General features: G+C 61.8%; 18 protein-coding genes and 1 tRNA gene. 10 read left to right on the top strand and 9 right to left on the bottom strand.

Features of this window, described 5'->3' with window-relative positions; genetic code table 11:
* Positions 1-56 precede the first annotated feature (56 nt).
* Positions 57-869 carry a 4-(cytidine 5'-diphospho)-2-C-methyl-D-erythritol kinase gene (gene ispE, locus OIS53_RS10575; protein ID WP_264678539.1) on the bottom strand — a complete coding sequence of 271 codons (813 nt, stop codon included), beginning with the start codon at positions 867-869 and terminating at the stop codon, positions 57-59.
* 107 nt (positions 870-976) lie between these two features.
* Here ispE and OIS53_RS10580 point away from each other — a divergent pair, with 107 nt between their 5' ends.
* The 3 genes from OIS53_RS10580 to OIS53_RS10590 all read left to right on the top strand — a co-directional run bounded on the left by OIS53_RS10580 (position 977) and on the right by OIS53_RS10590 (position 3,659).
* Positions 977-1,645 (top strand): sugar transferase, encoded by a 669-nt coding sequence (locus OIS53_RS10580; protein ID WP_264678540.1) that lies wholly within the window; start codon positions 977-979, stop codon positions 1,643-1,645.
* Positions 1,642-2,358 (top strand): acetyltransferase, encoded by a 717-nt coding sequence (locus tag OIS53_RS10585; RefSeq protein WP_264678541.1) that lies wholly within the window; start codon positions 1,642-1,644, stop codon positions 2,356-2,358. The genes OIS53_RS10580 and OIS53_RS10585 overlap by 4 nt, the downstream gene beginning before the upstream one ends.
* Positions 2,359-2,519: 161 nt before the next feature.
* Positions 2,520-3,659 (top strand): DegT/DnrJ/EryC1/StrS family aminotransferase, encoded by a 1,140-nt coding sequence (locus OIS53_RS10590; protein WP_264678542.1) that lies wholly within the window; start codon positions 2,520-2,522, stop codon positions 3,657-3,659.
* Between the two features lie 298 nt (positions 3,660-3,957).
* Here the strand turns inward: OIS53_RS10590 and OIS53_RS10595 are convergent, their stop codons facing one another.
* From OIS53_RS10595 to OIS53_RS10605, 3 genes are all read right to left on the bottom strand, one after another.
* Positions 3,958-5,052, bottom strand: coding sequence for a DUF6268 family outer membrane beta-barrel protein (locus OIS53_RS10595; protein ID WP_264678543.1), 1,095 nt, complete (start codon positions 5,050-5,052; stop codon positions 3,958-3,960).
* A 6-nt stretch (positions 5,053-5,058) separates the two neighbouring features.
* Positions 5,059-5,520, bottom strand: a complete 462-nt coding sequence (locus OIS53_RS10600) for a DUF2147 domain-containing protein (protein ID WP_264678544.1) — start codon at positions 5,518-5,520, stop codon at positions 5,059-5,061.
* Between the two features lie 216 nt (positions 5,521-5,736).
* Positions 5,737-6,864 carry a trans-sulfuration enzyme family protein gene (locus OIS53_RS10605; RefSeq protein ID WP_264678545.1) on the bottom strand — a complete coding sequence of 376 codons (1,128 nt, stop codon included), beginning with the start codon at positions 6,862-6,864 and terminating at the stop codon, positions 5,737-5,739.
* A 272-nt stretch (positions 6,865-7,136) separates the two neighbouring features.
* On the opposite strand from OIS53_RS10605, the gene OIS53_RS10610 reads away from it, so the two are divergent.
* Positions 7,137-10,904, top strand: a complete 3,768-nt coding sequence (locus OIS53_RS10610; RefSeq protein WP_264678546.1) for a PKD domain-containing protein — start codon at positions 7,137-7,139, stop codon at positions 10,902-10,904.
* A gap of 99 nt (positions 10,905-11,003) precedes the next feature.
* Here the strand turns inward: OIS53_RS10610 and atpC are convergent, their stop codons facing one another.
* Both atpC and atpD read right to left on the bottom strand, forming a co-directional pair.
* Positions 11,004-11,243, bottom strand: coding sequence for an ATP synthase F1 subunit epsilon (gene atpC / locus OIS53_RS10615; RefSeq protein ID WP_264678547.1), 240 nt, complete (start codon positions 11,241-11,243; stop codon positions 11,004-11,006).
* A gap of 107 nt (positions 11,244-11,350) precedes the next feature.
* Positions 11,351-12,856: a F0F1 ATP synthase subunit beta gene (gene atpD / locus OIS53_RS10620; RefSeq protein ID WP_264678548.1), complete on the bottom strand. Its 1,506-nt coding sequence runs from the start codon at positions 12,854-12,856 to the stop codon at positions 11,351-11,353.
* Between the two features lie 267 nt (positions 12,857-13,123).
* On the opposite strand from atpD, the gene OIS53_RS10625 reads away from it, so the two are divergent.
* The 4 genes from OIS53_RS10625 (at position 13,124) to pth (ending at position 16,144) form a co-directional block, all read left to right on the top strand.
* Positions 13,124-13,196 (top strand) — tRNA-Gln (locus OIS53_RS10625).
* Between the two features lie 179 nt (positions 13,197-13,375).
* The gene (locus OIS53_RS10630; RefSeq protein WP_264678549.1) at positions 13,376-14,305 is read left to right on the top strand and encodes a ribose-phosphate pyrophosphokinase; all 930 of its coding nucleotides are present in this window, start codon (positions 13,376-13,378) and stop codon (positions 14,303-14,305) included.
* A 485-nt stretch (positions 14,306-14,790) separates the two neighbouring features.
* Entirely contained in the window at positions 14,791-15,363 is a 573-nt protein-coding gene (locus OIS53_RS10635) for a 50S ribosomal protein L25/general stress protein Ctc (protein WP_264678550.1), read from the top strand.
* 214 nt (positions 15,364-15,577) lie between these two features.
* Complete coding sequence (gene pth / locus OIS53_RS10640; protein ID WP_264678551.1) at positions 15,578-16,144, top strand: aminoacyl-tRNA hydrolase; 567 nt, start codon at positions 15,578-15,580, stop codon at positions 16,142-16,144.
* 97 nt (positions 16,145-16,241) lie between these two features.
* Here the strand turns inward: pth and metG are convergent, their stop codons facing one another.
* On the bottom strand, positions 16,242-18,290 hold the full coding sequence (gene metG, locus OIS53_RS10645) for a methionine--tRNA ligase (protein WP_264678552.1): 2,049 nt from the start codon (positions 18,288-18,290) through the stop codon (positions 16,242-16,244).
* A gap of 234 nt (positions 18,291-18,524) precedes the next feature.
* On the opposite strand from metG, the gene OIS53_RS10650 reads away from it, so the two are divergent.
* Positions 18,525-19,154: a hypothetical protein gene (locus tag OIS53_RS10650; RefSeq protein WP_264678553.1), complete on the top strand. Its 630-nt coding sequence runs from the start codon at positions 18,525-18,527 to the stop codon at positions 19,152-19,154.
* 154 nt (positions 19,155-19,308) lie between these two features.
* Here OIS53_RS10650 and OIS53_RS10655 read toward each other — a convergent pair whose 3' ends face one another.
* Positions 19,309-19,662, bottom strand: coding sequence for a hypothetical protein (locus OIS53_RS10655; protein ID WP_264678554.1), 354 nt, complete (start codon positions 19,660-19,662; stop codon positions 19,309-19,311).
* Between the two features lie 103 nt (positions 19,663-19,765).
* Positions 19,766-20,320 carry a peptide-methionine (R)-S-oxide reductase MsrB gene (msrB, locus tag OIS53_RS10660; RefSeq protein WP_264678555.1) on the bottom strand — a complete coding sequence of 185 codons (555 nt, stop codon included), beginning with the start codon at positions 20,318-20,320 and terminating at the stop codon, positions 19,766-19,768.
* A 238-nt stretch (positions 20,321-20,558) separates the two neighbouring features.
* Here msrB and typA point away from each other — a divergent pair, with 238 nt between their 5' ends.
* A complete protein-coding gene (typA, locus tag OIS53_RS10665) occupies positions 20,559-22,367 on the top strand; it encodes a translational GTPase TypA (protein WP_264678556.1) in 1,809 nt (602 codons plus the stop codon).
* Positions 22,368-22,426 lie beyond the last annotated feature (59 nt).

A 22,426-nucleotide genomic window follows, 5' to 3' on the forward strand; every position in this document is an offset into this window, starting at 1 on the left:
CTTGTGTAGCCACTCGACGTGGGCTGTTCGGCCGGCCGGGCGCGTGCGACGCGCCCCTACAGCCATCCGTCCCACACCGTAAACTCAGCCGGAAAGTTCAACCTGGGAAGCTGCTCCCGGCCCGGAAACAGCCCGTACACCGCCGAGCCGGAGCCGGATAGGCTGGCGTAGGCAGCCCCGGCGGCGTAAAGCTGGGCTTTGATGTCGCCGAGTACGGGGTAGTGCGGAGTTAGCGCCTCTTCAAAATCATTGCTGACGGTGTGGCGCCAGGTGTCGAGGGGCTGAGCCATAGCCGCGCGCAAATCGTGGCGCGGGGGGTGGGGCTGCACGCGGGCGTAGGCCTCGGCCGTGCTGATGTGCAGGCCGGGGTACACCACTTTGCAGGCCGTGCCAGTTAAGTCGAGACTAATGCTGTCGAATACGTCGCCCTTCTCATAGGCAAATACCGGCTGGTTGCGGATGAAAAAGGCACAGTCGGCGCCCAGGCGGCGGGCGTAGCTTTCCAGCGTTTCGAGTCCTAAGCCCAGGCTGAACAGGTCGTTGAGGGCGCGCAGGGCAAAGGTGGCGTCGCTGGAGCCGCCGCCCAGCCCGGCCCCGATGGGCACCACTTTGTGCAAGTGCAGCTGCACGGGGGGAAGCTCAAAATCAGCCTTCAGCAACTCGTAGGCCCGCAAGCACAGGTTGGTGGCCGGGTCGCCGGGGATGGGCAGGCCGGTGAGGGTGAGCGTGGTTTCGGCGGCGGGCAGCACCTCCAGGGCATCCGTCCAGGGCAGGGGCACAAATACCGATTCGAGGTTTCGGAAGCCGTCCGGACGCAGGCCCGTAATGTAGAGGCCGAGGTTGAGCTTGGCGTTGGGGAAGACGAGCATAGGTAGAGAGCTACAAGCTTCAAGCCGCAAGCTACAAGCTTCCGTTCAGCTACGATTCTATTAAGCCGAAGCTTGTAGCTTGCAGCCTGAAGCTTGTAGCTCCCAATATGCCCTCCGCCGCAACTTCCTGGTACCTCCGCCGCGGCAAGCGCCTGCTCGACGTGGCCGTGGCCGCACCGCTGCTCCTGCTGGCGCTGCCGGTGCTGGCCCTGGTAGCGGCCTTGCTGGCCCTGCAAAACGGCGGCTCCTGGCTGTTTCGGCAGCGGCGGCCGGGCTGGCACGGGCGGCTGTTTACGCTCTACAAGCTCCAAACCATGACCAGCCGCCGCGACGCCCAGGGCCAGCTGCTGCCCGACGCCGCCCGCCTGCCCCGCCTGGGCCGCTGGGTGCGGGCCTCTTCCCTCGACGAGCTGCCCCAGCTCTGGAACGTGCTGCGCGGCGACCTAAGCCTGGTGGGCCCGCGGCCCCTGCTGGAGCAGTATTTGCCGCTGTACTCGCCCGAGCAGGCCCGCCGCCACGAGGTGCGGCCCGGCATCACGGGCTGGGCCCAGGTCAACGGCCGCAACGCTATTAGCTGGGAAGAGAAATTTGCCTTCGATGTCTGGTACATCGATCATGTGTCTTTTGCCTTGGACGCGCGCATTCTGGGGCGCACTGCCTTGCGCGTGCTGGGGGCGCGGGGCGTGACGGCGCCCGGCCAGGCTACCACCACAGCCTTCACCGGCTCCTCCCCTACCACATCCTCAACCGCTCCCGAGCCACTTTTTCCCGCATGAGCTTCTCCGCTACCCTTCCGGCCGCTGCCCCGTTGGCTGAAGCGTCCGCCGCCTTGCCGCGGCTGGTCATTGTGGGCGCGGGTGGCCTGGGGCGCGAGGTGCTGGTGCTGGCCCGCCACATCAACGAAGCCCAGCCTATCTGGGAGCTGGCAGGCTTCTACGACGACCAGCCCCCGGTCCCTTCCCGCCTCCACGACCTCCCCTACCTGGGCACCACCGCCGACCTCAACGCCACCGCCGAGCCACTGCACGTGGTGGTGGCCGTGGGCAACAGCCGCAGCCGCGCCGCCGTGGTGGCCCGCCTCACGTCCAGTCAGCTGACGTTTGCCACCCTGGTACATCCGGCCGTGGCCTGCCAGCCCTACCAGCGCCTGCACATCGGGGCGGGCTGCATCATTGGGCAGGGCTGCATTCTCACCTGCGACATTCGGCTGGGCCGCCACGTGCTGCTTAACCTGGGCTGCACCATCGGCCACGATGCCATTTTGGAGGATTTTTGCTCTCTGATGCCACATGCCAACGTAGGCGGCGAAGCTCATCTGGAAACCGGCGTGTACCTGGGCACCAACGCCACCGTCATCAACCGGGTGCGCGTGGGAGCCAATACCATTGTGGGGGCCGGGGCCGTAACCATCCGCAACCTTCCCCCAGACTGCACCGCCGTAGGTGTGCCGGCCCAGGTGGTTAAGGGACTTAGGGACTTAGGGACTTAGGGACTTAGGGACTTAGGGACTTAGGGACTTAGGGACTTAGGGTGTACCAGTGTTATCTGCTGTGGTTCGCTGTTTTTAGCTTTTTATTTTCTTCATTTTGCCAGCAGCGGAGCCCAGGTCATCTAAGATCCTAAGTCCCCAAGCTCCTAAGTCCCTCCCCCATGCGCAGCCAGGATTACGACCGACTGTATCTTTCTCCGCCCCACCTCGGCCGCCACGAGCTGAACTACCTGCATAAAGCCATTGAAGACAATTGGGTGGCGCCCGCCGGACCCAACCTCGACGGGTTTGAGCGCGACATCTGCGAGTTTACGGGTGCCCGGCACTGCGTAGCCCTCACCTCGGGCACGGCGGCCATTCACCTGGGGCTGCGCCTGCTGGGCGTGGGGCCCGGCGACGAGGTAATGTGCCCGTCATTTACGTTCGTGGCTACGGCCAACCCCATTGCCTATCTCGGGGCCACGCCGGTGTTTGTGGACAGCGAGGCCGACACCTGGAACCTGTGCCCCGAGCGGCTGCGCGAGGCCCTGCAAGCCCGGCAGCAGCAAGGCCGCCGGCCCAAAGCTCTGATTCTGGTGCACCTCTACGGCATGCCCGCCCGCCTGCGCGAGGTGCTGGCCGTAGCCGAAGAGTTTGGCGTACCCGTGCTCGAAGATGCCGCCGAGGCGCTGGGTTCCCGCTACGAGGGTCGGCCCCTGGGCACGTTTGGGGCAGTGGGTGTTTTCTCCTTCAATGGCAATAAGATTCTGACTACCAGCGGCGGGGGTGCCCTGGTAACCGATAACCCGCAGTGGGCGCAGAAAGCCCGATTCTGGGCCACGCAAGCCAAGGACCCGGCCCCCTACTACCAGCATTCCGAGCTGGGCTACAACTACCGCCTCAGCAACCTGCTGGCCGGCATTGGACGGGGGCAGATGGAGCTGCTGGAGGACCGCGTGAAGCGGCGCCGCGCCATCTACACCTGGTACCAGGAACACCTGCGCGACGTGCCCGGCTTGCGTTTCGGGCCGGCCGAGCCAGCCGGGGGCCACGCCAACCGCTGGCTCACCACCATCCTGCTCGACCCTGCCGAGACTACCGTTACGCCCGAGCAGCTGCGCCAGCACCTCGAAACCCACAACATCGAAAGCCGGCCGCTCTGGAAGCCCCTGCACTTGCAGCCCTTGTTTGCCGGTGCCCCCATGTTTGGCGGCGAGGTTTGTGCTGCCCTATTTGCCCGCGGCTTGTGCCTGCCGTCCGGCTCGGCCATGACCGACTCCGATTTGTACCGCGTGGCAAGTGCCGTTACAGGAGCTTTCTAGCGCAGTTGCTTTACCAAAATAGGCACAAACACCCGGTGTCTAGTATATAAAGTTCCCTGGCTAGTTCTTGCAGCACAAAATGCAGTAGACGGGGTACAACTTACGCTGACGAAGCACAAAAAAAGCTGGCTTCTTATCCGAGTTGCAGCTCGTAATAAGAAGCCAGCCTGAGGAGGCTGCACAAATCTACCCCTCTACCCACTTGCAAGCCTGTTACAGCGTCTGGCGCGCTGCCGGGCGCGTGTAGTGCGCAAGCCACACGCGCCCGGCTACGCAGCCAGCCCTCTCCTCACTTCGGTTAAGGGCTTACCAGATTCACGCTCACGTTGAAGTAGAGCGGGTTACCCAGGGTATTATCGAATACCGGATTATCGTCTCCTTCGGGGTTCTGCGTAGCAAAGGCATTGAACCGCCAGTTGTAGCGGTAGCCCACCTGCGCCGACAGCCAGACGAAGCCCGCCAGCTGCCGCTCGTAGGTGATGCGCGGCTTCAGCTCACCCCGGCGCAGGTACAGGTCCTGCCCGTTCACCGGGCCCAGGTAGTAGGCATTGCCCTCGATTTCGTAGCCCAGCATCAGCAGCGAGCTGGTGCCGAAGCTGCGCCGCAGGTTGACGCGGGCCGGAAACACGGCCTCCACGCCCCAGCGCGGGCTGAACGTGCGGTTGTAGAACACCACCGGAATATGAAGAAGCTGGCCCGCGCGGTAGGTGCGCGTCAGGCCCAGGCCCCACATGTAGTTGTCGGTAGGTTTCCAGCCGTAGATGGCCGTGCCGCTGAAGGTCAGAGCCTCGCTGCTGATGTCGTCGAGGTTGCGGTAGATGCCGTTCAGGTCGGCGTTGGCTTGCAGCAGCAGGAAGTGCTTGTTGTCGAAGGGCTTGAACACGGTGGCATTCACACCCGTGGAGCGCAGGCCGCGCCGCAGGGCTCCAAACAGCGCCGACTGCTCCGGGTTGTCCAGGCGCACATCGGTGTTCCAGTAGGTCAGGCCCAGATTCAGGATGAAGCTGGAGCGGGAAATAACCGGGGCGTTGACGCCCAGCCGCAGCCCCCCAAATCGGTTTACCGGCCGGGTGGTTTCTACCACCGGAATAGGGTCCGGCCCGGTGCGGGGCCGGTCGAAGTGCGGCCCCGTGGAGGTAAGGTCAAAGTCAGCCTGCCCCTCGTAGCCCACCGAAATCAGCTTGGTGGGGCTCAGAAACAGAACTTTTTGCGTGGCAAACGTGCGCACTTTTTTGTCGTCGGCGTCCCCGAACTCGCCGAAATCCAGCGAGTCGGCGGGAGCGGGCGAGGGGGTACCGGCGGGCACCGGGGCCACCTGGGCCCCGGCGCGGCCGGCGGACAGGGCACCAAGCCCGGCGGCCAGCAACAGCGCAAAGGAGAAATGTCTGGGCATAGCCGGCTATTTTTTCTTCATCACCTGCCGCTTCCACACGTCGGTGCGGCCAAACAGCGATACGCCGATAAAGCCGCGTACTTCCAGCGTATTCTCATCCACAAGCGTCATCTCGCAGGAATAGTCGCTGCCATTTTTGGGGTCGTAGATTTTGCCCGACTCCCACTTGTTGTTGCCCACGTACGTGAAGTCACGCATGTTTTCGAGGCCTTTCAACGGGCGGTTGCGCAGCTTTTCCTCCGGGTTGTTGCTGTCGGTACGGGGTGTGCCGTTGGGGTTATTGGCCACTTTCAGCCACACAATACGCCCAAAGTACTTGTCGCCCCGCTTGTAAATCTGCACCATACCGGTGCCTTCCCCGTTTTTCCAGACGCCCAGTACCGCGTCGGGGTTGTCGGCGGCCAAAGCCAGCGTCAGTGTAATACCAAGCACGAGGCTTGTCAGCAGAATTCTTTTTATCCAGTTCATACGTTAGAATGAAGATTTGACTGCTATAAAAGTAATACTACAATCCATATTAGGAAGGCTTTGGCCCGACTTTAATCACGCTTTCTACGCCGGTGATTCTGTTAGCAGACTGCCGCTACCGGACATCGAACTGCCCGACGACCGCCGGAGCAGCTCCGCAGCGGACCACAGCCACCCAGCCACGAGCCGGCCACCTGCCTAACGGGAGCCACAACGCTAGCTGTCCAGGGCCTGCTGCAAATCGGCGAGCAGCTCCTCCACCGGCTCGATGCCCACCGACAGCCGCACCAGCCCCGAGGTAATGCCCACCTCGGCCTGCTGCTCGGGCGTGAGGGCGCGGTGCGACGTGCCCAGCGGATACGACAACGACGAATCGACCCCGGCCAGGGAGGGTGCAAACGGAAACCGCCGCGTGCGGCGCATGAAGCGGTTAACTACCTCGGCCTCGTCGGCCAGGCGGCAGGAGAGCATACCGCCAAACAAGGTACCGCCTTGGTCGGCGGCCAGCAGGTGCTGAGGGTGGTTGGGCAAACCGGGGTAGTGCACCTGCTGCACGGCGGGGTGGCGGCTCAGAAACTCGGCTATGGCCTGGGCATTGTGGCAGTGCGCCTGCACCCGCAAACGTAAGGTTTTGAGGCCGCGCACGGCCAGCCAGCTTTCCATGGGGCTCAGCGTCAGCCCAAACAGCGACCCAACTTGCCGGAGTCGGGCCGCATCCTCGGGGGCGCGGGCCACGGCCACGCCGGCCGTAACGTCGGAGTGGCCGGCCAGGTATTTGGTTACGCTGTGCACCACCAGGTCGGCGCCGTGGTCGAAGGGGCGGGTGAGCACGGGCGTGGCGAAGGTGTTATCCACCACCAGCTTGAGGCCGTGGGCACGGCAGGCTTCGGCGGCTCCGCGCAGCCCCACCACCCGTAGCAGCGGGTTGCTGATGGTTTCGCAGAGCAGCAGGCGGGTGCGCGGCTGCAAGTAGGGCGTTAGGTCGCGGCTGAGGTCGTCGAAGGGCACGTAGCCGACCGAAATGCCCAGCCGACCCAGCTCCTGGTTGAGCAAGGACGAGGAGCCCCCGTAGATGTCCTGGGCGCAGAGCACCTGGTCGCCGGCCTGGCAGTAGCACAGGATAGCCGCAAAAATGGCTGCCATCCCCGAGCCCGTAGCCACGGCCCCCGCCCCCTTCTCCAGGCGGCTGATGGCTTCGGCCAGCTCGTCGCTATTCGGGTTGGCGTAGCGTGAGTACATGTAGCGGCTGCCGGCCTCCCCGAAGTACAGCTCCAGCTCGTTCAGGTCCTCAAACTTGAACACGGAAGACTGATAAATCGGGGTGATTTTGGGGTGAATGTGCATGGGTGGGAAGTTTGCTGGCGGCGGGCTCTGGGGTGGGCGGCCCGGCCCGGACTGCAAGCTACAGCCTCGGCTCCGGTTCTGCCGCACCTGGCCGGCTGTTTCGGCTGCCGCGGGACGCTGCTCAGATGAGCCGTAGCCGATTGACCTCCCGGCAGCCCCCACGTTGCAGCTGAACAAAGTACCATGATTCATACATAATCCCAGCAGCTCTTTCTGGGAAATGCTTTATCTTAATTCGATAATAAATCTTACATCTCTTTCTCTTTTACTCTATGCACAAAATGTATCCTGTGGCCTTGGCGCTCCTGAGCCTAGGTTCGGCCCTGGCCCAGAAGGGGCCGCCCGTGCAACTCCCGCAGCAAAAAAAGGCCGCCGTGAGCCTAGTGCCCAACCAGAGCTTCCGGCCCGACCCATCGTCGCGCATCGACGGCGACTTGCAGCAGCTCTACCAACGCTCCCGCACGGTGCAATCGGCCAAGCAGCTCCGGACCGAGTTTGCGGGCCTGACCGTTGCTGAGCCGGGCCAGCCAGCGGGCACGGCCCGGCGAGGGACGGCCACGAGCCCGGTGACGTCGGTGCTGGTGCGTATCACGGCCAAGGATGTAAACGCTCTGCTTCCCCAGCTCACGGCGCGGGGCTTTCGGGTGGTCAGCTCCCATCCGAAGCTGCACTTCGTGGAAGGGTACTTGCCCGTAGCGGAGCTGGCGCCGGGCAAAGCCGGCATCAGCAGCCTCGACCAGCGCGGCTTGCTGGGCGTGCTGGGCGTGCTGAAGCCCCAGGCGCGCGTGGGCCGGGTGCAAAACCAGGCCGACTTTGTGCTAGAAGCCAACCGGGTGCGGGGCGCCCGCCCCACCGGCTTCAATGGCCAGGGGGTGCGCATTGGCGTGCTGAGCGACTCCTACGACGCTCTGGGCGGGGCTGCTACCGATGCGGCCTCCGGCGACGTACCCGCCAATGTGCAGATCATCGAAGACATTCCGGGGGGCAGCGACGAGGGCCGCGCCATGGTGCAGCTCATCCATGATATTGCACCGGGAGCCGCCCAGGCGTTTGCTACGGCTTTCGAGACAGAAGGTAGGTTTGCCGACAACATCCGGGCCCTGGCCGACCCGGCCCGCGGCAATTGCAAAATCATCGTGGACGACGTGGGGTATTTTGCCGAGCCCTTTTTCCAGGACGGGGTAATTGCGCAGGCTGTAGAAGAAGTAGCAACCCAGCGCGGCGTGGCCTACTACTCGGCGGCCGGCAATAGCGCTAATCTTTCGTCGGAATACATCAGCCCGGCCTTCCAGGCCACCACTGGCGGCTCCGCCGACCTCAACTTTGCGGCAACTGGCGGCCAGGCTGACACGCGCCAGCGGTTTCGGGTGCGCAAGGGCACTCGGCTCATCGTCTCCTTGCAGTGGAGCGACCCTTTCTATACGGCGTCCGGCGTCCGTACCGACCTGGATATGTACCTGCTGCGGGCCAACGGCGACACGGTGGCCCGCCGGGCTACCAACAACCTGGCCAACCAAACGCCGGTGGAGATATTGGGCTTTGCCAACTTCTCGCCCGCCGATACCATTACGCTCTACGACCTTGTTATCCGGCGCCGGGCCGGCTCCGCCGACCCCGCCCGCCTGAAGTATGTGCTGTTTGAAGGCGACGCGCCACGGGAGTACTTCACTGGCAGCGGCACCATTATCGGACACGCCGCAGCCGCTAATGCCCAAGCTGTAGCGGCAGTACCCTCGTACAACCGAACTACGGTAGAAAGTTTTTCCTCATTTGGCTCGCCCACTATTCTGTTCAACCCTGATGGTACGCCGCTGGCGGCGCCCAGCACCCGGCCCAAGCCAGATATGACGTCGGTGGACGGCGTCAGTACTACGTTTTTTAACGGTCCCGCCCTGCCCGATCCTCAGGATGGCTTTCTGTTTTTCGGTACCTCGGCGGCGGCGCCTAACGCGGCGGCCGTTGCTGCCCTGCTCTGGCAGGCCGAGCCCAACCTAACTCAGGCTCAACTGAACACTCGCCTGAAAAACACCGCCCGCGACATCAACGTGGCGGGCTTCGATATTCGCACTGGCGCCGGGTTAATTAACGCATATACCGCCATTTTTGGGCCTATTGTTCCCGTAGCAGGTCCGGTGCTCGAAACCCTGGACGACCAGCTGGGCAGAACGTGGCAGGTGAGCGACTTGGGGGCCGGCCGCTCCCTGGTGCGCAACAACTTCGGCCCAGCCTCGGCTCCGGCCCAGCTTATCCAAGACAGCTTTTTCCCCCAATTCTACTCTTCTCAAAGCTTGCAAGGTCTCAGCATTGCCACGCTGCGCCTCAATCTCTCGGCCACGCCCACGGGCGGCTGGACGCTGACCTTCCGGCACAAGCGGTTTGATGGCGAAGACGACCAGCAGATGCCTGCAACCTTCACGGGTAACAGCGGCACGGACGGGGTGGCCTTGAGCGTGAATGGTACCAACTGGTTTCGCCTGGCCGACCTGACCGGCACCAGCTCCACCACCAGCTACCAGACGCAAACCATCGACTTAACGGCGTTTGCGCAGGCAAACAACTTGACACTGGGCTCAGATGTCCGCATTCGGTTTCAGCGCTTCGGCACCACACGCGTAGATGCTGCCAACCCTGCCGTGCGCGGGGGTCGCGCCTTCGACGACATCACCGTGACGGGCCCAGTAGCCGCGCAGACGCCCGTGCCGCTGTTTTCTTTGTCGGCTTCGCCCGCAGAGCCCATTTGCCCCGGCTCCACGGTGCAGTTCCAGAACAGCAGCCTGTTTGCCGCGCCCACAGCCTTTAGCTGGAGCTTTCCGGGAGGCAGCCCCGCCGCCAGCACCGACGCCAGCCCCTCCGTCACGTACGCCGCCGCGGGCAGCTACGACGTGACGCTTACCATTACCACGGCTGGTGGCACCTTTACCCGCACCGTGCCTGGTGCCGTGGTGGTGTCGTCGGAAGTGCCGCAGGCCGCATTCGCCGTGCGCCCGAACACGCCGCTTTGCCCCGGCACACCGGTGCGGTTTGTCAATCAGTCGTTGCTTACGCGCTGCGCCACCACCTACGCCTGGACGTTTGCCGGGGGCAGCCCCGCCACCAGCACCGATGCCAACCCGACCGTAACTTTTGCCGCTCCCGGTACCTATACTGTTACGCTCACGGCCACCAACGCCAACGGCTCCACTACCCGGACCCGCTCGGTCATCATTCAGGCCGGCGCCGCGCTGCCTTATGCCGAGACGTTCCAGAGCGGACTGCCAGCCACCTGGGCCGTACTGAACCCGGATAACAGCTTTACCTGGGCTGCCGTAACGGGCGTCCTGCGCAAAGATGGCACCCGCGGCCCGGTCCTGATCATGCCCTTCGGCCCCTACGACGACGCCGGGCAACGCGACTCGCTACAGTCGCCGCTGCTGGATTTGCGCAGCCAGAGCCGGGCCACGCTGCGCTTCGATATGGCTTACGCCCCTATCCTGAGCCCTCAGCAGGGCAACGATTCGCTGACCGTAGACGTGTTTGCAGCCTGCACCAACACCCGCCTGGGCCGGGCTTACCTGAAGTCGGCGCTGACGGGCCTGCCTACCACTGCCGCTCAGGACAGCTTCTTCATTCCTCGCTCCGTGGGGCAGTGGCGGCAGGAAGAAGCCGACCTGACTTCCTTCGCCAACCAGCAGGTGTACCTGCGCTTCATTGCCTACAATCAGTTCGGCAACAACCTGTTTCTGACTAATGTGCGCGTCGATAACGGCGGCCTCACCACCGGCACCCGCGCCCAGGTCGACTCGCCCGCCCTGCTGGCCTACCCCAATCCGGTGGGTGCCGGGTATAGCCTCACTCTCCAGCTGCCCCAGCTGCCTGGCACGGCCAGCATCCGCCTCGTGGACGGCGTGGGGCGGGTAACCTGGCAGGCGCAGTGGAACCTAAGTGCTACTACGCCCCTGCGCCGTGAGGTATCTGTGCCGCTGTCGGCAGGCCTGTATACCGTGCTCTGCCAAACCGCCGACGGCCAGCTGTTCTCGCGCCGGGTGGTGGTGCAGCACTAAGGTTTGGCCTTTCACCACAAACACAAGCGCCCCCTGGTCTGGCCAGGGGGCGCTTGGGTTTGTAGCCAGGTTCTATTACCAGAGCAAGGTCGCCGCGGGTTACGCCGTGGCGCCTTCGGCCAGCACAATCACGTTGTTGCGCAGCACCTCCACCACCCCGCCTTCGATGCGGAAGATGCTGGCGCCGCCATTCAGCACGATGTCGCCGGCTTTCAGGGCCGAAATCAGCGGGGCGTGGTTGTTGAGAACTTCAAACAGCCCATCAGCCCCCGGAAACCGGGCCGACGTAACCTCGCCCTCAAACACCTTCCGGTCGGGCGTGATGATTTCTAAGTGCATCTTTTCTAATGTGAGAATGTGGAAATGTGTTGAATGTGCTGACAGGAGCGTGTTGCCGAAGCATTTTCACATTTTCCACATCAGCACATTCCTCACATTAGAAGAAATTACTTGGCTTCCGCCATCAGCTTCTCGCCTTTCACCACGGCATCCTCGATGGTGCCTACCAGGTTGAAGGCGGCTTCGGGCAGGTGGTCGTACTTGCCGTCAATGATTTCGTTGAAGCCTTTGATGGTGTCCTTAATGTCAACGAGCACGCCTTTCAGGCCGGTGAACTGCTCGGCCACGTGGAAGGGCTGGGACAGGAAGCGCTGCACGCGGCGGGCGCGGCTCACGGTCAGCTTGTCTTCCTCGCTCAGCTCGTCCATGCCCAGGATGGCGATGATATCCTGGAGTTCTTTATAGCGCTGCAAAATCTCTTTCACGCGCTGGGCGGTGCCGTAGTGCTCCTGGCCGATAACGGCCGGGTCCAGAATGCGCGAAGTGGAGTCCAGGGGGTCTACGGCGGGGTAGATGCCCAGCTCGGCAATCTTGCGGCTCAGTACCGTGGTAGCGTCCAAGTGGGCGAAGGTGGTAGCCGGGGCCGGGTCGGTCAAGTCGTCGGCGGGTACGTACACGGCCTGCACCGAGGTGATGGAGCCGCGCTTGGTGGAGGTGATGCGCTCCTGCATGGCGCCCATTTCAGTGGCCAGCGTGGGCTGGTAACCTACGGCCGAGGGCATCCGGCCCAGCAGAGCCGATACCTCGGAGCCCGCCTGAGTGAAGCGGAAGATATTGTCGATGAAGAACAGGATGTCGCGGCCGGCACCGGTGCCGTCGCCGTCGCGGAAGCTCTCGGCCACCGTCAGGCCCGACAGGGCCACGCGGGCGCGGGCTCCGGGGGGCTCGTTCATCTGCCCGAACACGAGGGTAGCCTTCGAGTCTTTCAGGGCTTCCTGGTCTACTTTCGTGAGGTCCCAGCCGCCTTCTTCCATCGAGTGCTTGAAGCCTTCGCCGTACTTAATTACGTCCGACTCCAGGAATTCGCGCAGCAAGTCGTTGCCTTCGCGGGTCCGCTCGCCTACGCCGGCAAACACCGACAGACCACCGTAGGCCTTGGCGATGTTATTTACCAGCTCCATGATCAGCACGGTTTTGCCTACGCCGGCACCTCCGAACAAGCCAATCTTACCACCCTTCACGTAGGGCTCCAGCAAGTCAATTACCTTAATACCCGTGAACAGTACCTCCGACGAAGTGGCGAGGTCTTCGAAGGCCGGGGCGCCGCGGTGGATAGACATGCCGCCCTCGCTCCGGGGCTGGGCAATGCCGTCGATGGCCTGGCCGATTACGTTGAACAGACGGCCGCGTACGCCTTCGCCGGTGGGCATGGTGATGGGCGAGCCCAGGTCGCGCACTTCAGCGCCGCGGGTCAGGCCCTCGGTCGAGTCCATGGCGATGGTGCGCACACGGTCTTCGCCCAGGTGCTGCTGGCACTCCAGCACGACCACTTGGCCGTTGTCTTTCGTGACTTCGAGAGCGTCGAGAATGTTGGGGAGCTTGGAGCTTTCACCCGCGAAGCTCACGTCCACGACGGGACCGATGACCTGGGTGATTTTGCCGGTATTCGCCATTGCGTTCTGTATAAATGGATGGGTGCAACGTTTCAGGCCGCAAAACTACGGCTTAATCCCGGCATTGCCAAGGCCCCTTCCGGGCCCGCCGCATCCACTTTTTTCGGAAGCTGAGAAGCCCTGAAAATCAACTAAAAAAGGCCTTTCCCAGGCAGTCAGCGCGAAAACCTTCTGAAAAAATTTTCGCCGGAAATTTGCCTTGCAAAAAAGCCGTAGTACATTTGCACACCCAAACGGCATACCGGCTTCGGCAGCTGCTTAGGAAATTGTCCGATGGTGTAACTGGCAACACGCTTGATTTTGATTCAAGAAAGTCCAGGTTCGAGCCCTGGTCGGACAACCGACTACTGAAAGCGAAAGGCGCTGCGTCTTCCTCCCGGAAGATTCGGCGCCTTTCGCTTTTTTTCATCACCGATTTTTCGGATTGAGCGGATTACGCGGATTTCCTCGTCAGCTCCGCTCGATTCCCTTCTGTCCGAATCTGTGAAATCCTACCTAAATCCGCGTAATCTGCGATTCATGTCACAGCAAGTAAAAATCTTTGCCGGCAATGCTTCCCACGAGTTGGGCGAGCAAATTGCGGCTGCCTTCGGCCAGCCCCTCGGCGACCTGAGTATTCAGCGTTTCGCCGACACGGAGCTGGGCCCAAGCTTCAACGAGAGCATCCGGGGCTGCGCCGTGTTTCTGATTCAGAGCACCAACCCGCCGGCCGAGAACCTGATGGAGCTGGCCCTGATGGTGGACGCGGCCAAGCGGGCCTCGGCTGCCTCGGTAACGGTGGTGATGCCCTACTACGGCTACGCCCGCCAGGACCGCAAAGACAAGCCGCGCGTGAGCATCGGGGCCAAAGTAGTGGCCAATATGATTCAGAGCGTGGGCACCGACCGGCTGATGACCTGCGACCTGCACGCCGGCCAGATTCAGGGTTTCTTCGACATTCCAGTGGATCATCTGGACGGGGCGACGGTGATGGCGCCCTACATTAAGTCGCTGGAGCTGGATGACCTCATCTTTGCCTCGCCCGACGTGGGTGGCGTGGTGCGCACCCGCGCGTTTGCCAAGAAGTTTGGGGCTGAAATTGTGGTCTGCGACAAGATGCGCCTGCGGGCCAACGAAATTGCGTCGATGCAGGTGATTGGCGACGTGGCGGGCATGAACGTGGTGCTCGTGGACGACATCGTGGACACGGCCGGCACCATCTGCAAAGCCGCCGATTTGCTGCTGGAGCGCGGCGCCAAGTCGGTGCGGGCCGTTATTACTCACGGCGTGCTCTCGGGCCCCGCCCACGACCGAATCCGTAACTCGGCGCTGGAAGAGCTGGTCATCACCGACACCATCCCGCTGAAGCAGGAAAACCATAAAATCAAAGTTATTTCCTTGGCCGACCTGTTTGCCCAGGCCATCCGCAACGTCGTGACCCACGAGTCGATTAGCTCGTTGTTTATATAACTGTCATTGCGAGCTGAAGGCGAAGCACTCCGTCCTTTTCACTACGCAAAGTGTCCGAACTCTGAAAGCCCCTGACGTCTGCTGATGCCAGAGGCTTTGTAATAGCTCTTCGCTGGCTCTGATGGTGCGGGGCGGTGCATCGTGCTCGTTATATGAGAGGCTCTAGCCTCCCTCGTCAGAACGACTAGCGCATGTTTCGTCCAGACGGCGCGGACGAGGGAGGGTCGAAGTCTCGCGGATAGGCGGCACGATGCACCGCCCCACGCCATCGGAGCACGAGGCTGGTATCGAGGGCTTTCAGAGTTTGGACGATTTGCGTAGTGAAAAGGACGGAGTGCTTCGCCTTCGGCTCGCAATGACAGAGGCTTGCAGTGACAGAGGTTCGCAATAACAAATAGGTTTTCAACTCTACTACAATCCGCCTATCTTTGCGGCCCGTTTACCTGCTGTGGGTAGGCGGTTTCATTCCTCAAACACACTCGTTTATGAAAAGCCTCGAGATTGTAGGGTTTAAAAGAGCGAATCTCGGTAAGAAAGATGCCAAGGCGCTGCGCCTCGATTCGTACGTACCGTGCGTACTGTACGGCGGCGGCGACCAAGTGCATTTTTCGGCCCCGGCCATCCTGTTCCGGGAGCTGCTGTACACCCCGGAAGTACACATTGTGGAGCTGAACATTGAAGGCGACATCCGCCGCGCCATCGTGCAGGATGCCCAGTTCCACCCCGTGAACGAAATGCTGCTGCACGTAGACTTTCTGGAATTGCAGGAGGGCAAAGAAGTGAAAATGGACGTGCCGATTAAGTTCGTGGGCGTTTCGCCGGGCGTTCTGGCTGGTGGCAAGCTAGTGAGCAAGCTGCGCAAGCTGAAAGTGAAGGCTACTCCCGAAAACCTGCCCGATTACGTAGAGGTAAACATTTCGGACCTAGGCCTGGGCAAGTCAATCAAGGTGAACAAAGTAGCCCCCCAGGGCTACACCATCCTCACCAATGCCCTGGCGCCCATTGCCACCGTTACCATCCCGCGCGCCCTCAAAGGCCAGCTGCAGGCTGAGAAATAAAGCACAGAAAGCACAGATTGTGCAGATTGAACGGATTGCGCTGATTCAAGCGTCGCCGTTCACTTGCCTTCTCCTTCTGAAAAGCCGCTCTTTACCGGAGCGGCTTTTTTCATACTGCTGCGTTGCGCGGCGGTCCACCATATTTGCTTATCGGATTTACTCAGGTTCTGGTTGAACCTGTGAAATCCAAGCAATCTGCACAATCTGTGATTTTATGAAGTTTCTCGTGCTGTGCCTGGGCAACATCGGGCCGGAGTACGCCGATACGCGGCACAACGTGGGGTTTATGGTGGGCGACTTTCTGGCTCGCAAGCTGGAGGCCGCGCCCTGGGAGCTGGGCCGCCACGCCTTTACCACCGAAGTGCGCCACAAGGGCCACACGCTTGTGCTGGCTAAACCAACAACCTACATGAACCTGAGCGGCAAGGCCGCCGCGCACTGGCTCACAACACTGAAGATTCCAAAGGAGCAATTGCTCGTGGTGACGGACGATTTGGCCTTGCCCTTCGGCAAGCTGCGGCTGAAAGGCAAAGGCTCGGCCGGGGGCCAGAACGGCCTTAAGCATATTCAGGAAACGCTGGGCACCGACGAATACGCCCGCCTGCGCTTCGGCATCGATTCCAGCTTCTCTCGGGGCCGGCAGGTAGACTACGTGCTCAGCCCTTTTTCCGCTGACGAGAAAATTGAGTTGGAAAATCGCCTGGAAAAAGCCGCCGAAGCAGTGTTACTGTTCGGCACTGTGGGGCTGGAGCGGGCTATGAACGTAGTGAATGTGAAATAGAGAGGTGAGACAGAGAGAGATGAGAAGTGAGACTTTCGCTCTAGCGTTATCAGAACGAAAGTCTCACTTCTCACCTCTCTCTGTCTCACCTCTCTACTTATGCCACATGGGAACCCGGCCGCACGTGGCTGCTGGGCTGCATCAGGCTCAGGGAGCCGTCGGCGTTTTCGGCCATGAGGAGCATCCCCTGGCTCTGGATGCCTTTGATTTCGCGGGGGGCGAGGTTGAGCAGGACTTGCACTTGCTGGCCTACCAAGGCTTCGGGGAGGAAATGCTCGGCAATGCCCGACACGATGGTGCGGGGCTCATCGAGGCCCAGGTCGACGGAGAGCTTGAGCAGTTTTTTGGTTTTGGCCACTTTCTCGGCGGCCGTGATGGTGCCCACGCGCAGGTCCATGCGCTGGAAATCCTCAAAGCTGATGTCGTCCTTGGCTGGGGCGGCTTTGGCAGCGGCCAGCTCGTTGGCTTTTTTGGTGTCGAGCAGCTTTTGCACCTGGGCCTCCACGGTGGCGTCTTCGATTTTGGTGAACAGCAGCGCGGCTTCCCGGAGCTGGTGGCCGGCGGGCAGCAGGTCAGGGCGGCCGGCCTGGAGCCAAGGCCCTTTTTCCACGTTCAGCATCTGACCCAGCCGGCCAGCAGCCGTGGGCAGGAAGGGCTCCAGCAGCGTTACGAGGCTGGCGGCCAGCTGCAAAGCCACGTGCAGTACGGTACCGGTGCGGGCCTCGTCGGTTTTGATGAGCTTCCAGGGCTCGGTGTCGGCCAGGTACTTGTTGCCGAGGCGCGAGAGGTTCATCAGCTCGTTCAGGGCGTCGCGGAAGCGGTAGTTGTCTAGTAGCTCCCCGATGCGCTGCGGAAACTCCTGGAGCTGGCGCAATACGTCCTCGTCCTCTGGGGTGAAGCCCGTGGCGGCCGGCACCTGCCCCTCGAAAAACTTGTGGGTGAGCACCACGGCGCGGTTCACGAAGTTGCCCAGGTTGGCTACCAGCTCGTTGTTGTTGCGGGCCTGAAAGTCTTTCCAGGTGAAGTCGTTGTCCTTGGTTTCGGGGGCGTTGGCGCAGAGCACGTAGCGAAGCACGTCGGCCTGGCCGGGAAAGTCCTGGAGGTACTCGTGCAGCCACACGGCCCAGTTGCGGCTGGTGCTGATTTTGTCGCCCTCGAGGTTCAGAAACTCGTTGGCGGGCACGTTGTCGGGCAGGATATACTGGCCGTGGGCCCGCAGCATGGCCGGGAAGATGATGCAGTGAAAGACGATATTGTCTTTGCCGATGAAGTGCACCAGCTTGGTGCCGGGGTCTTTCCAGTAAATTTCCCAGGCGCCGTCGGGCAGCAGGTCTTTGGTGGCCGAGATATAGCCGATGGGCGCATCAAACCACACGTAGAGCACTTTGCCCTCGGCGCCTTCCACGGGCACGGGCACGCCCCAGTCCAGGTCGCGCGTGACGGCGCGGGGTTGCAGGCCCTGGTCAATCCAGCTTTTGCACTGGCCGTACACGTTGGTTTTCCAATCGTGCCGGTGGCCTTCAACAATCCACTCGCGCAGCCAGGGCTCGTACTGGTCCAGGGGCAGGTACCAGTGTTTGGTCTGGCGCAGCACGGGCTGGTTGCCGCTCAGCATGGAGCGCGGGTTGATCAGCTCAGTCGGGCTCAGGGAGGTGCCGCACCGCTCACACTGGTCGCCGTAGGCGTTGTCGTTGCCGCAGTTGGGGCAGGTGCCCACGATGTAACGGTCGGCCAGGAACTGGTCGGCCTGGGCGTCGTAATACTGCTCGGAGGTTTGCTCGATGAACTTGCCCTCGTCGTAGAGCTTGCGGAAAAAGCCGCTGGCAACCTCGCGGTGGGTATCATTGGAGGTGCGGGAGTAGATGTCGAAGGACACCCCGAACTCCTGGAACGAGTCGCGGATGATGGCGTGGTACTTATCCACCACCTGCTGGGGCGTGACGCCCTCTTTCTGGGCCCGGATGGTAATGGGCACGCCGTGCTCGTCGGAGCCGCAGATAAACTTCACGTCGCGGCCCTGGGCGCGCAGGTAGCGCACGTAGATGTCGGCGGGCAGGTACACGCCAGCCAGGTGGCCGATGTGCACCGGGCCGTTGGCGTAGGGCAGCGCGGCGGTAACGGTGTAGCGTTGGGGAGCAGAAATCATAGTAAGAGAAAGTCGGAGAAGAACAGCGCGAACGGCCCGCCGCAGCCGGCAATTCGGGCGCAAAGGAACAAGTAAAAAAGAGGAAAGGTGCGGGTGGCAGGCTGCCGTCGGGGGCCGTGGCGGTGGGGGCTGGTTTTCCGGCTGCAAGTACGAGCTACAAATTCTTCTATATTTAGGCAGCCTACGGCGGTGCATCCGCGTATCTGAGTCACGTTGCCCTACCCCATTTCACTCATGAAAAACACCGAGCAGGAAAAACCAGACAAGAAGGCGAAGAAGGAAAAAGACCCCGCCGAAAAAGCCCAGCGCAAAGCTGCCAAAGCCGCCAAGTCGGCTTCCAGCAGCCTTTCCGACGCCCGCTCCACCAAGAAGGCTACCCAGAAGAAGGCGCTGAAAACAGCCGCTAAGCAGCTGCAGAAGGAGCTGGATAACCGCATTGATGAGATGGTGAAGCGCATCCGCAAGGAGACGAAGGAGAAGCTGAAAGAAGTGGTGAAAGATGCCTCCCGCCGCCTCGATGTAGATATGGAGCACCTGTTTGAGCAGGCCCTGCACACGATAGTGCGCCACCACGAAAACGGCACCCCCGCCGCCTCCGACAGCATCTCGACGGACGACGGACAGGCCAGCCAATCCGCTGCTTCTACTCCGGCTGCCGCATCCAAAACCGCCGGCTCAAAGGCCGCAGCTACTAGCAAGCCTGCTCCCGCCCGCCCGGCTTCGCCCCCGCGCCCGGCCGCCAAAGCAGCTCCCGCGGCCACTGCGGCAGCCCCTAAGCCAGCCCCGCCACGCCGCAACCGTAGCCGCAGCGCAGCCCCCGCGGCCCAGCCCTCCGCGGATACCAACGCCCCGGCCGAACAGTAATCCTGGCCAGGCATTCAGCCCCAGCCACAGAGCAGCCCGCCACTTTTTTAAGAAGTGGCGGGCTGTTTGGTTTCGTTGTCACCGATGCTCTACAGGCAGCATTCCTGGCTCAGCAGCCGGTAGTACGGTCAGCGGAGCCGGCTACTGGTGCTTCTTACTGACGCGGCAGGCGCAGCGTGTCAGTGGGGGCTCCGTTGAGGCGGCGCAGGCGGGTTTCGGGCGTAGAGGTGTTGGGAGCGTTGGTGTTCAGGCTTTCGGGACGCTTGCGGGAGTTGATGGCGGCCGCCTGCTCCCCCACCGGCACCCGGCCGGGGGTGGCGTCGGGCACCGACCCGCCGTAGCCGGCATTGCTGTTGTAGGCCGCCTGCCGGTCGGCGTCGGAGCGGATGGTGGAAGGCGGCGACTGTACACGGCCTTCCTCGGTGGCCGTTTCCTGGGTGGTGGTACAGGCCGCCAGCCCGGCCCCGGCCGATACCAACAGCCAAGCCGCAACAGTAGAAAGTCTCATAGGAAAAGCAGCAAGGCCAGCCCTTCGCTGGGCTGGCCTTGCTAGAACGCACTGCCGGGCAATAAGTTGGCGTATACGGCGCCCGGCTATGGCCGCTGGGGCCTTACTTGGTTTTCTCGAACACCATGCCGTACGAGTCCATGCAGTAGCGCAGGCCGGTAGGCTTAGGGCCGTCGTTGAACACGTGGCCCAGGTGGCCGCCGCACCGGGCGCAGAGCAGCTCGTCGCGGCTCATGCCGTAACTGTTGTCGGCGGTTACTTTCAGGCTGTTCTCGGTGGCCGGGGCCCAGAAGCTCGGCCAGCCCGTGCCCGACTCAAACTTGGTGTCGGAGGAAAACAGCAGGTTGCGGCAGCCGGCGCAGTAGTAGTTGCCCGTGGCATGGTTGTCCCAGTAGGGGTTGTTGAACGGCTTTTCGGTGCCCTGCTGGCGCAGGATGTAATACTGCTCGGGGGTGAGCTGCTTTTTCCACTCGGCGTCGGTTTTGCGCACGGCAAACTCGGTGGGGTTGCCGGTGGTAGGCTTGGCTTTGGGATACGCTTTTGCAGCGGCTGCCGTAGCTGGAACTTGGGCCTGGGCACCGCCGGAAGGTTTTTTCTGCGAACAAGCCGTGTTCAAGGTGAAAACCGAGCACAGCAGAAGAAGCAATGAGAAACGCATAGGAAGAGAAAGAAAGGTAGAAACCCGGCCCCACCCACGCGGGCGAAGCCGATGCCGTAACATACGCACTGCCGCTGGGGTTCGGGTTTAGCTGTACCGCGAAGCGTGGCTATGTCTTTCCAAAACCGGCTTAATCACCGGGTTTTGCCCTACCTTTTCTTCCGGGCTCATTAACAATTGATTACTCCACGCTTTTGCGGCTGAGATTCCGTACCTTTGCGCCCGCAAAACCCATTGTATGCAGAACATTCGGAATATCGCCATCATTGCCCACGTTGACCACGGCAAAACCACGCTCGTGGACAAGATCATTCACGCCTCGAAGATCTTCGGCGAACATCAGCAGTTCGACGACCTCATCCTCGACAACAATGACCTGGAACGTGAGCGGGGCATCACCATCGTCTCCAAAAACGTGTCGGTGCGTTATAAAGACGTAAAAATCAACATCATCGACACGCCTGGTCACGCCGACTTCGGCGGCGAGGTGGAGCGGGTGCTGAAGATGGCCGATGGCGTGCTGCTGCTCGTCGATGCCTTTGAAGGACCCATGCCCCAGACGCGCTTCGTGCTGAGCAAAGCCATTGACCTGGGCCTGAAGCCCATTGTGGTGGTAAACAAGGTGGACAAGGAAAACTGCCGCCCCGACGAGGTGCACGAGCAGGTGTTTGACCTGATGTTTAACCTGGGCGCCACCGAAGACCAGCTCGACTTTGTAACTCTCTACGGCTCCAGCAAGCAGGGCTGGATGTCGCGGGACTGGAAGCAGAAAACCGAGGACATCACCCCGCTGCTCGACGCCATCATCGACGTAATTCCGCCGGCGCCCTATATCGAAGGCACCCCGCAGATGCAGGTGACTTCGCTCGACTACTCCTCGTTCGTGGGCCGCATTGCTATTGGGCGCGTGCACCGCGGCACCCTGCGCGAAGGTGCCAACATGAGCCTGATGAAGGCCGATGGCTCCAGCAAGAAGGTGCGTATCAAGGAGCTGCAAGTGTTCGAGGGCCTGGGCAAAGCCAAGGTGGCCGAAGTGCAGGCCGGCGAAATCTGCGCCGTGACCGGCATCGAAGGCTTCGACATCGGCGACACCCTGGCCGACGCCGAAAACCCCGAGGCCCTGGAGCGCATCAGCATCGACGAGCCGACGATGAACATGCTGTTCACCATCAACAACTCGCCCTTCTTTGGTAAGGAAGGCAAGTTTGTGACCTCGCGCCACCTGCGCGACCGGCTGTTCAAGGAAACCGAGAAGAACCTGGCCCTGCGCGTGCAGGAAACCGACCGGGAAGACACCTTCCTGGTGTACGGCCGCGGCATTCTGCACTTGTCGGTGCTGATTGAAACCATGCGCCGCGAGGGCTACGAGCTGCAAGTTGGCCAGCCCCAGGTGCTTTACAAGGAGGACGACAACGGCGAGCGGCTGGAGCCCATCGAGCACCTGGTGGTGGACGTGCCCGAGGAAACTGCCGGCAAGGTGATTGAGCTGGTGACCATGCGCAAAGGCGAGCTGACCATCATGGAGCCCAAGGGCGACTTGCAGCACCTGGAGTTCAACATTCCGAGCCGGGGCCTGATCGGTCTGCGTAACAACGTGCTGACGGCTACCGCTGGCGAGGCCATCATGAACCACCGCTTCCAGAGCTACGAGCCGTTCAAAGGCACCATTCCCGGCCGCATCAGCGGCTCGCTGATTTCCATGGAAGCCGGCGCCGTAACGGCCTACACCCTGGACAAGATGCAGGACCGTGGCGAGTTCTTTATTGATCCGGGCGAGGAAGTGTACGGTGGTCAGGTGGTAGGGGAACACACCCGCCCCAACGACCTCACGCTGAACCTGCAGAAAGGCAAGAAGCTCACCAACATGCGTGCCTCCGGCTCCGACGAAAACGTGAAGATTGCGCCCAAGCGCCAGTTTTCGCTGGAAGATGCCATGGAATACATTCAGAAGGATGAGTACCTGGAAGTAACGCCCAAGTCTATCCGGATGCGCAAGATTTTCCTCGACGAAAACGAGCGTCTGCGCATGGCCAAGAAGGAAGACTAAGCTTCGTCTTTCGTTGTTGCTTATTCACATTCGTACAAGGGGCGCGGCCGTGGGTCGCG

Source organism: Hymenobacter sp. YIM 151500-1, from assembly GCF_025979885.1.
GTDB lineage: Bacteria > Bacteroidota > Bacteroidia > Cytophagales > Hymenobacteraceae > Hymenobacter.

Coding starts and splice junctions, on each gene's coding strand:
- OIS53_RS10630 (WP_264678549.1), top strand. CDS start 13,376: ATGTCACAGCAAGTAAAAATCTTTGCCGGCAATGCTTCCCACGAGTTG.
- OIS53_RS10650 (WP_264678553.1), top strand. CDS start 18,525: ATGAAAAACACCGAGCAGGAAAAACCAGACAAGAAGGCGAAGAAGGAA.
- OIS53_RS10610 (WP_264678546.1), top strand. CDS start 7,137: ATGCACAAAATGTATCCTGTGGCCTTGGCGCTCCTGAGCCTAGGTTCG.
- OIS53_RS10590 (WP_264678542.1), top strand. CDS start 2,520: ATGCGCAGCCAGGATTACGACCGACTGTATCTTTCTCCGCCCCACCTC.
- typA (WP_264678556.1), top strand. CDS start 20,559: ATGCAGAACATTCGGAATATCGCCATCATTGCCCACGTTGACCACGGC.
- OIS53_RS10635 (WP_264678550.1), top strand. CDS start 14,791: ATGAAAAGCCTCGAGATTGTAGGGTTTAAAAGAGCGAATCTCGGTAAG.
- OIS53_RS10595 (WP_264678543.1), bottom strand. CDS start 5,052: ATGCCCAGACATTTCTCCTTTGCGCTGTTGCTGGCCGCCGGGCTTGGT.
- atpD (WP_264678548.1), bottom strand. CDS start 12,856: ATGGCGAATACCGGCAAAATCACCCAGGTCATCGGTCCCGTCGTGGAC.
- atpC (WP_264678547.1), bottom strand. CDS start 11,243: ATGCACTTAGAAATCATCACGCCCGACCGGAAGGTGTTTGAGGGCGAG.
- OIS53_RS10585 (WP_264678541.1), top strand. CDS start 1,642: ATGAGCTTCTCCGCTACCCTTCCGGCCGCTGCCCCGTTGGCTGAAGCG.
- OIS53_RS10605 (WP_264678545.1), bottom strand. CDS start 6,864: ATGCACATTCACCCCAAAATCACCCCGATTTATCAGTCTTCCGTGTTC.
- OIS53_RS10600 (WP_264678544.1), bottom strand. CDS start 5,520: ATGAACTGGATAAAAAGAATTCTGCTGACAAGCCTCGTGCTTGGTATT.
- msrB (WP_264678555.1), bottom strand. CDS start 20,320: ATGCGTTTCTCATTGCTTCTTCTGCTGTGCTCGGTTTTCACCTTGAAC.
- pth (WP_264678551.1), top strand. CDS start 15,578: ATGAAGTTTCTCGTGCTGTGCCTGGGCAACATCGGGCCGGAGTACGCC.
- metG (WP_264678552.1), bottom strand. CDS start 18,290: ATGATTTCTGCTCCCCAACGCTACACCGTTACCGCCGCGCTGCCCTAC.
- OIS53_RS10580 (WP_264678540.1), top strand. CDS start 977: ATGCCCTCCGCCGCAACTTCCTGGTACCTCCGCCGCGGCAAGCGCCTG.
- ispE (WP_264678539.1), bottom strand. CDS start 869: ATGCTCGTCTTCCCCAACGCCAAGCTCAACCTCGGCCTCTACATTACG.
- OIS53_RS10655 (WP_264678554.1), bottom strand. CDS start 19,662: ATGAGACTTTCTACTGTTGCGGCTTGGCTGTTGGTATCGGCCGGGGCC.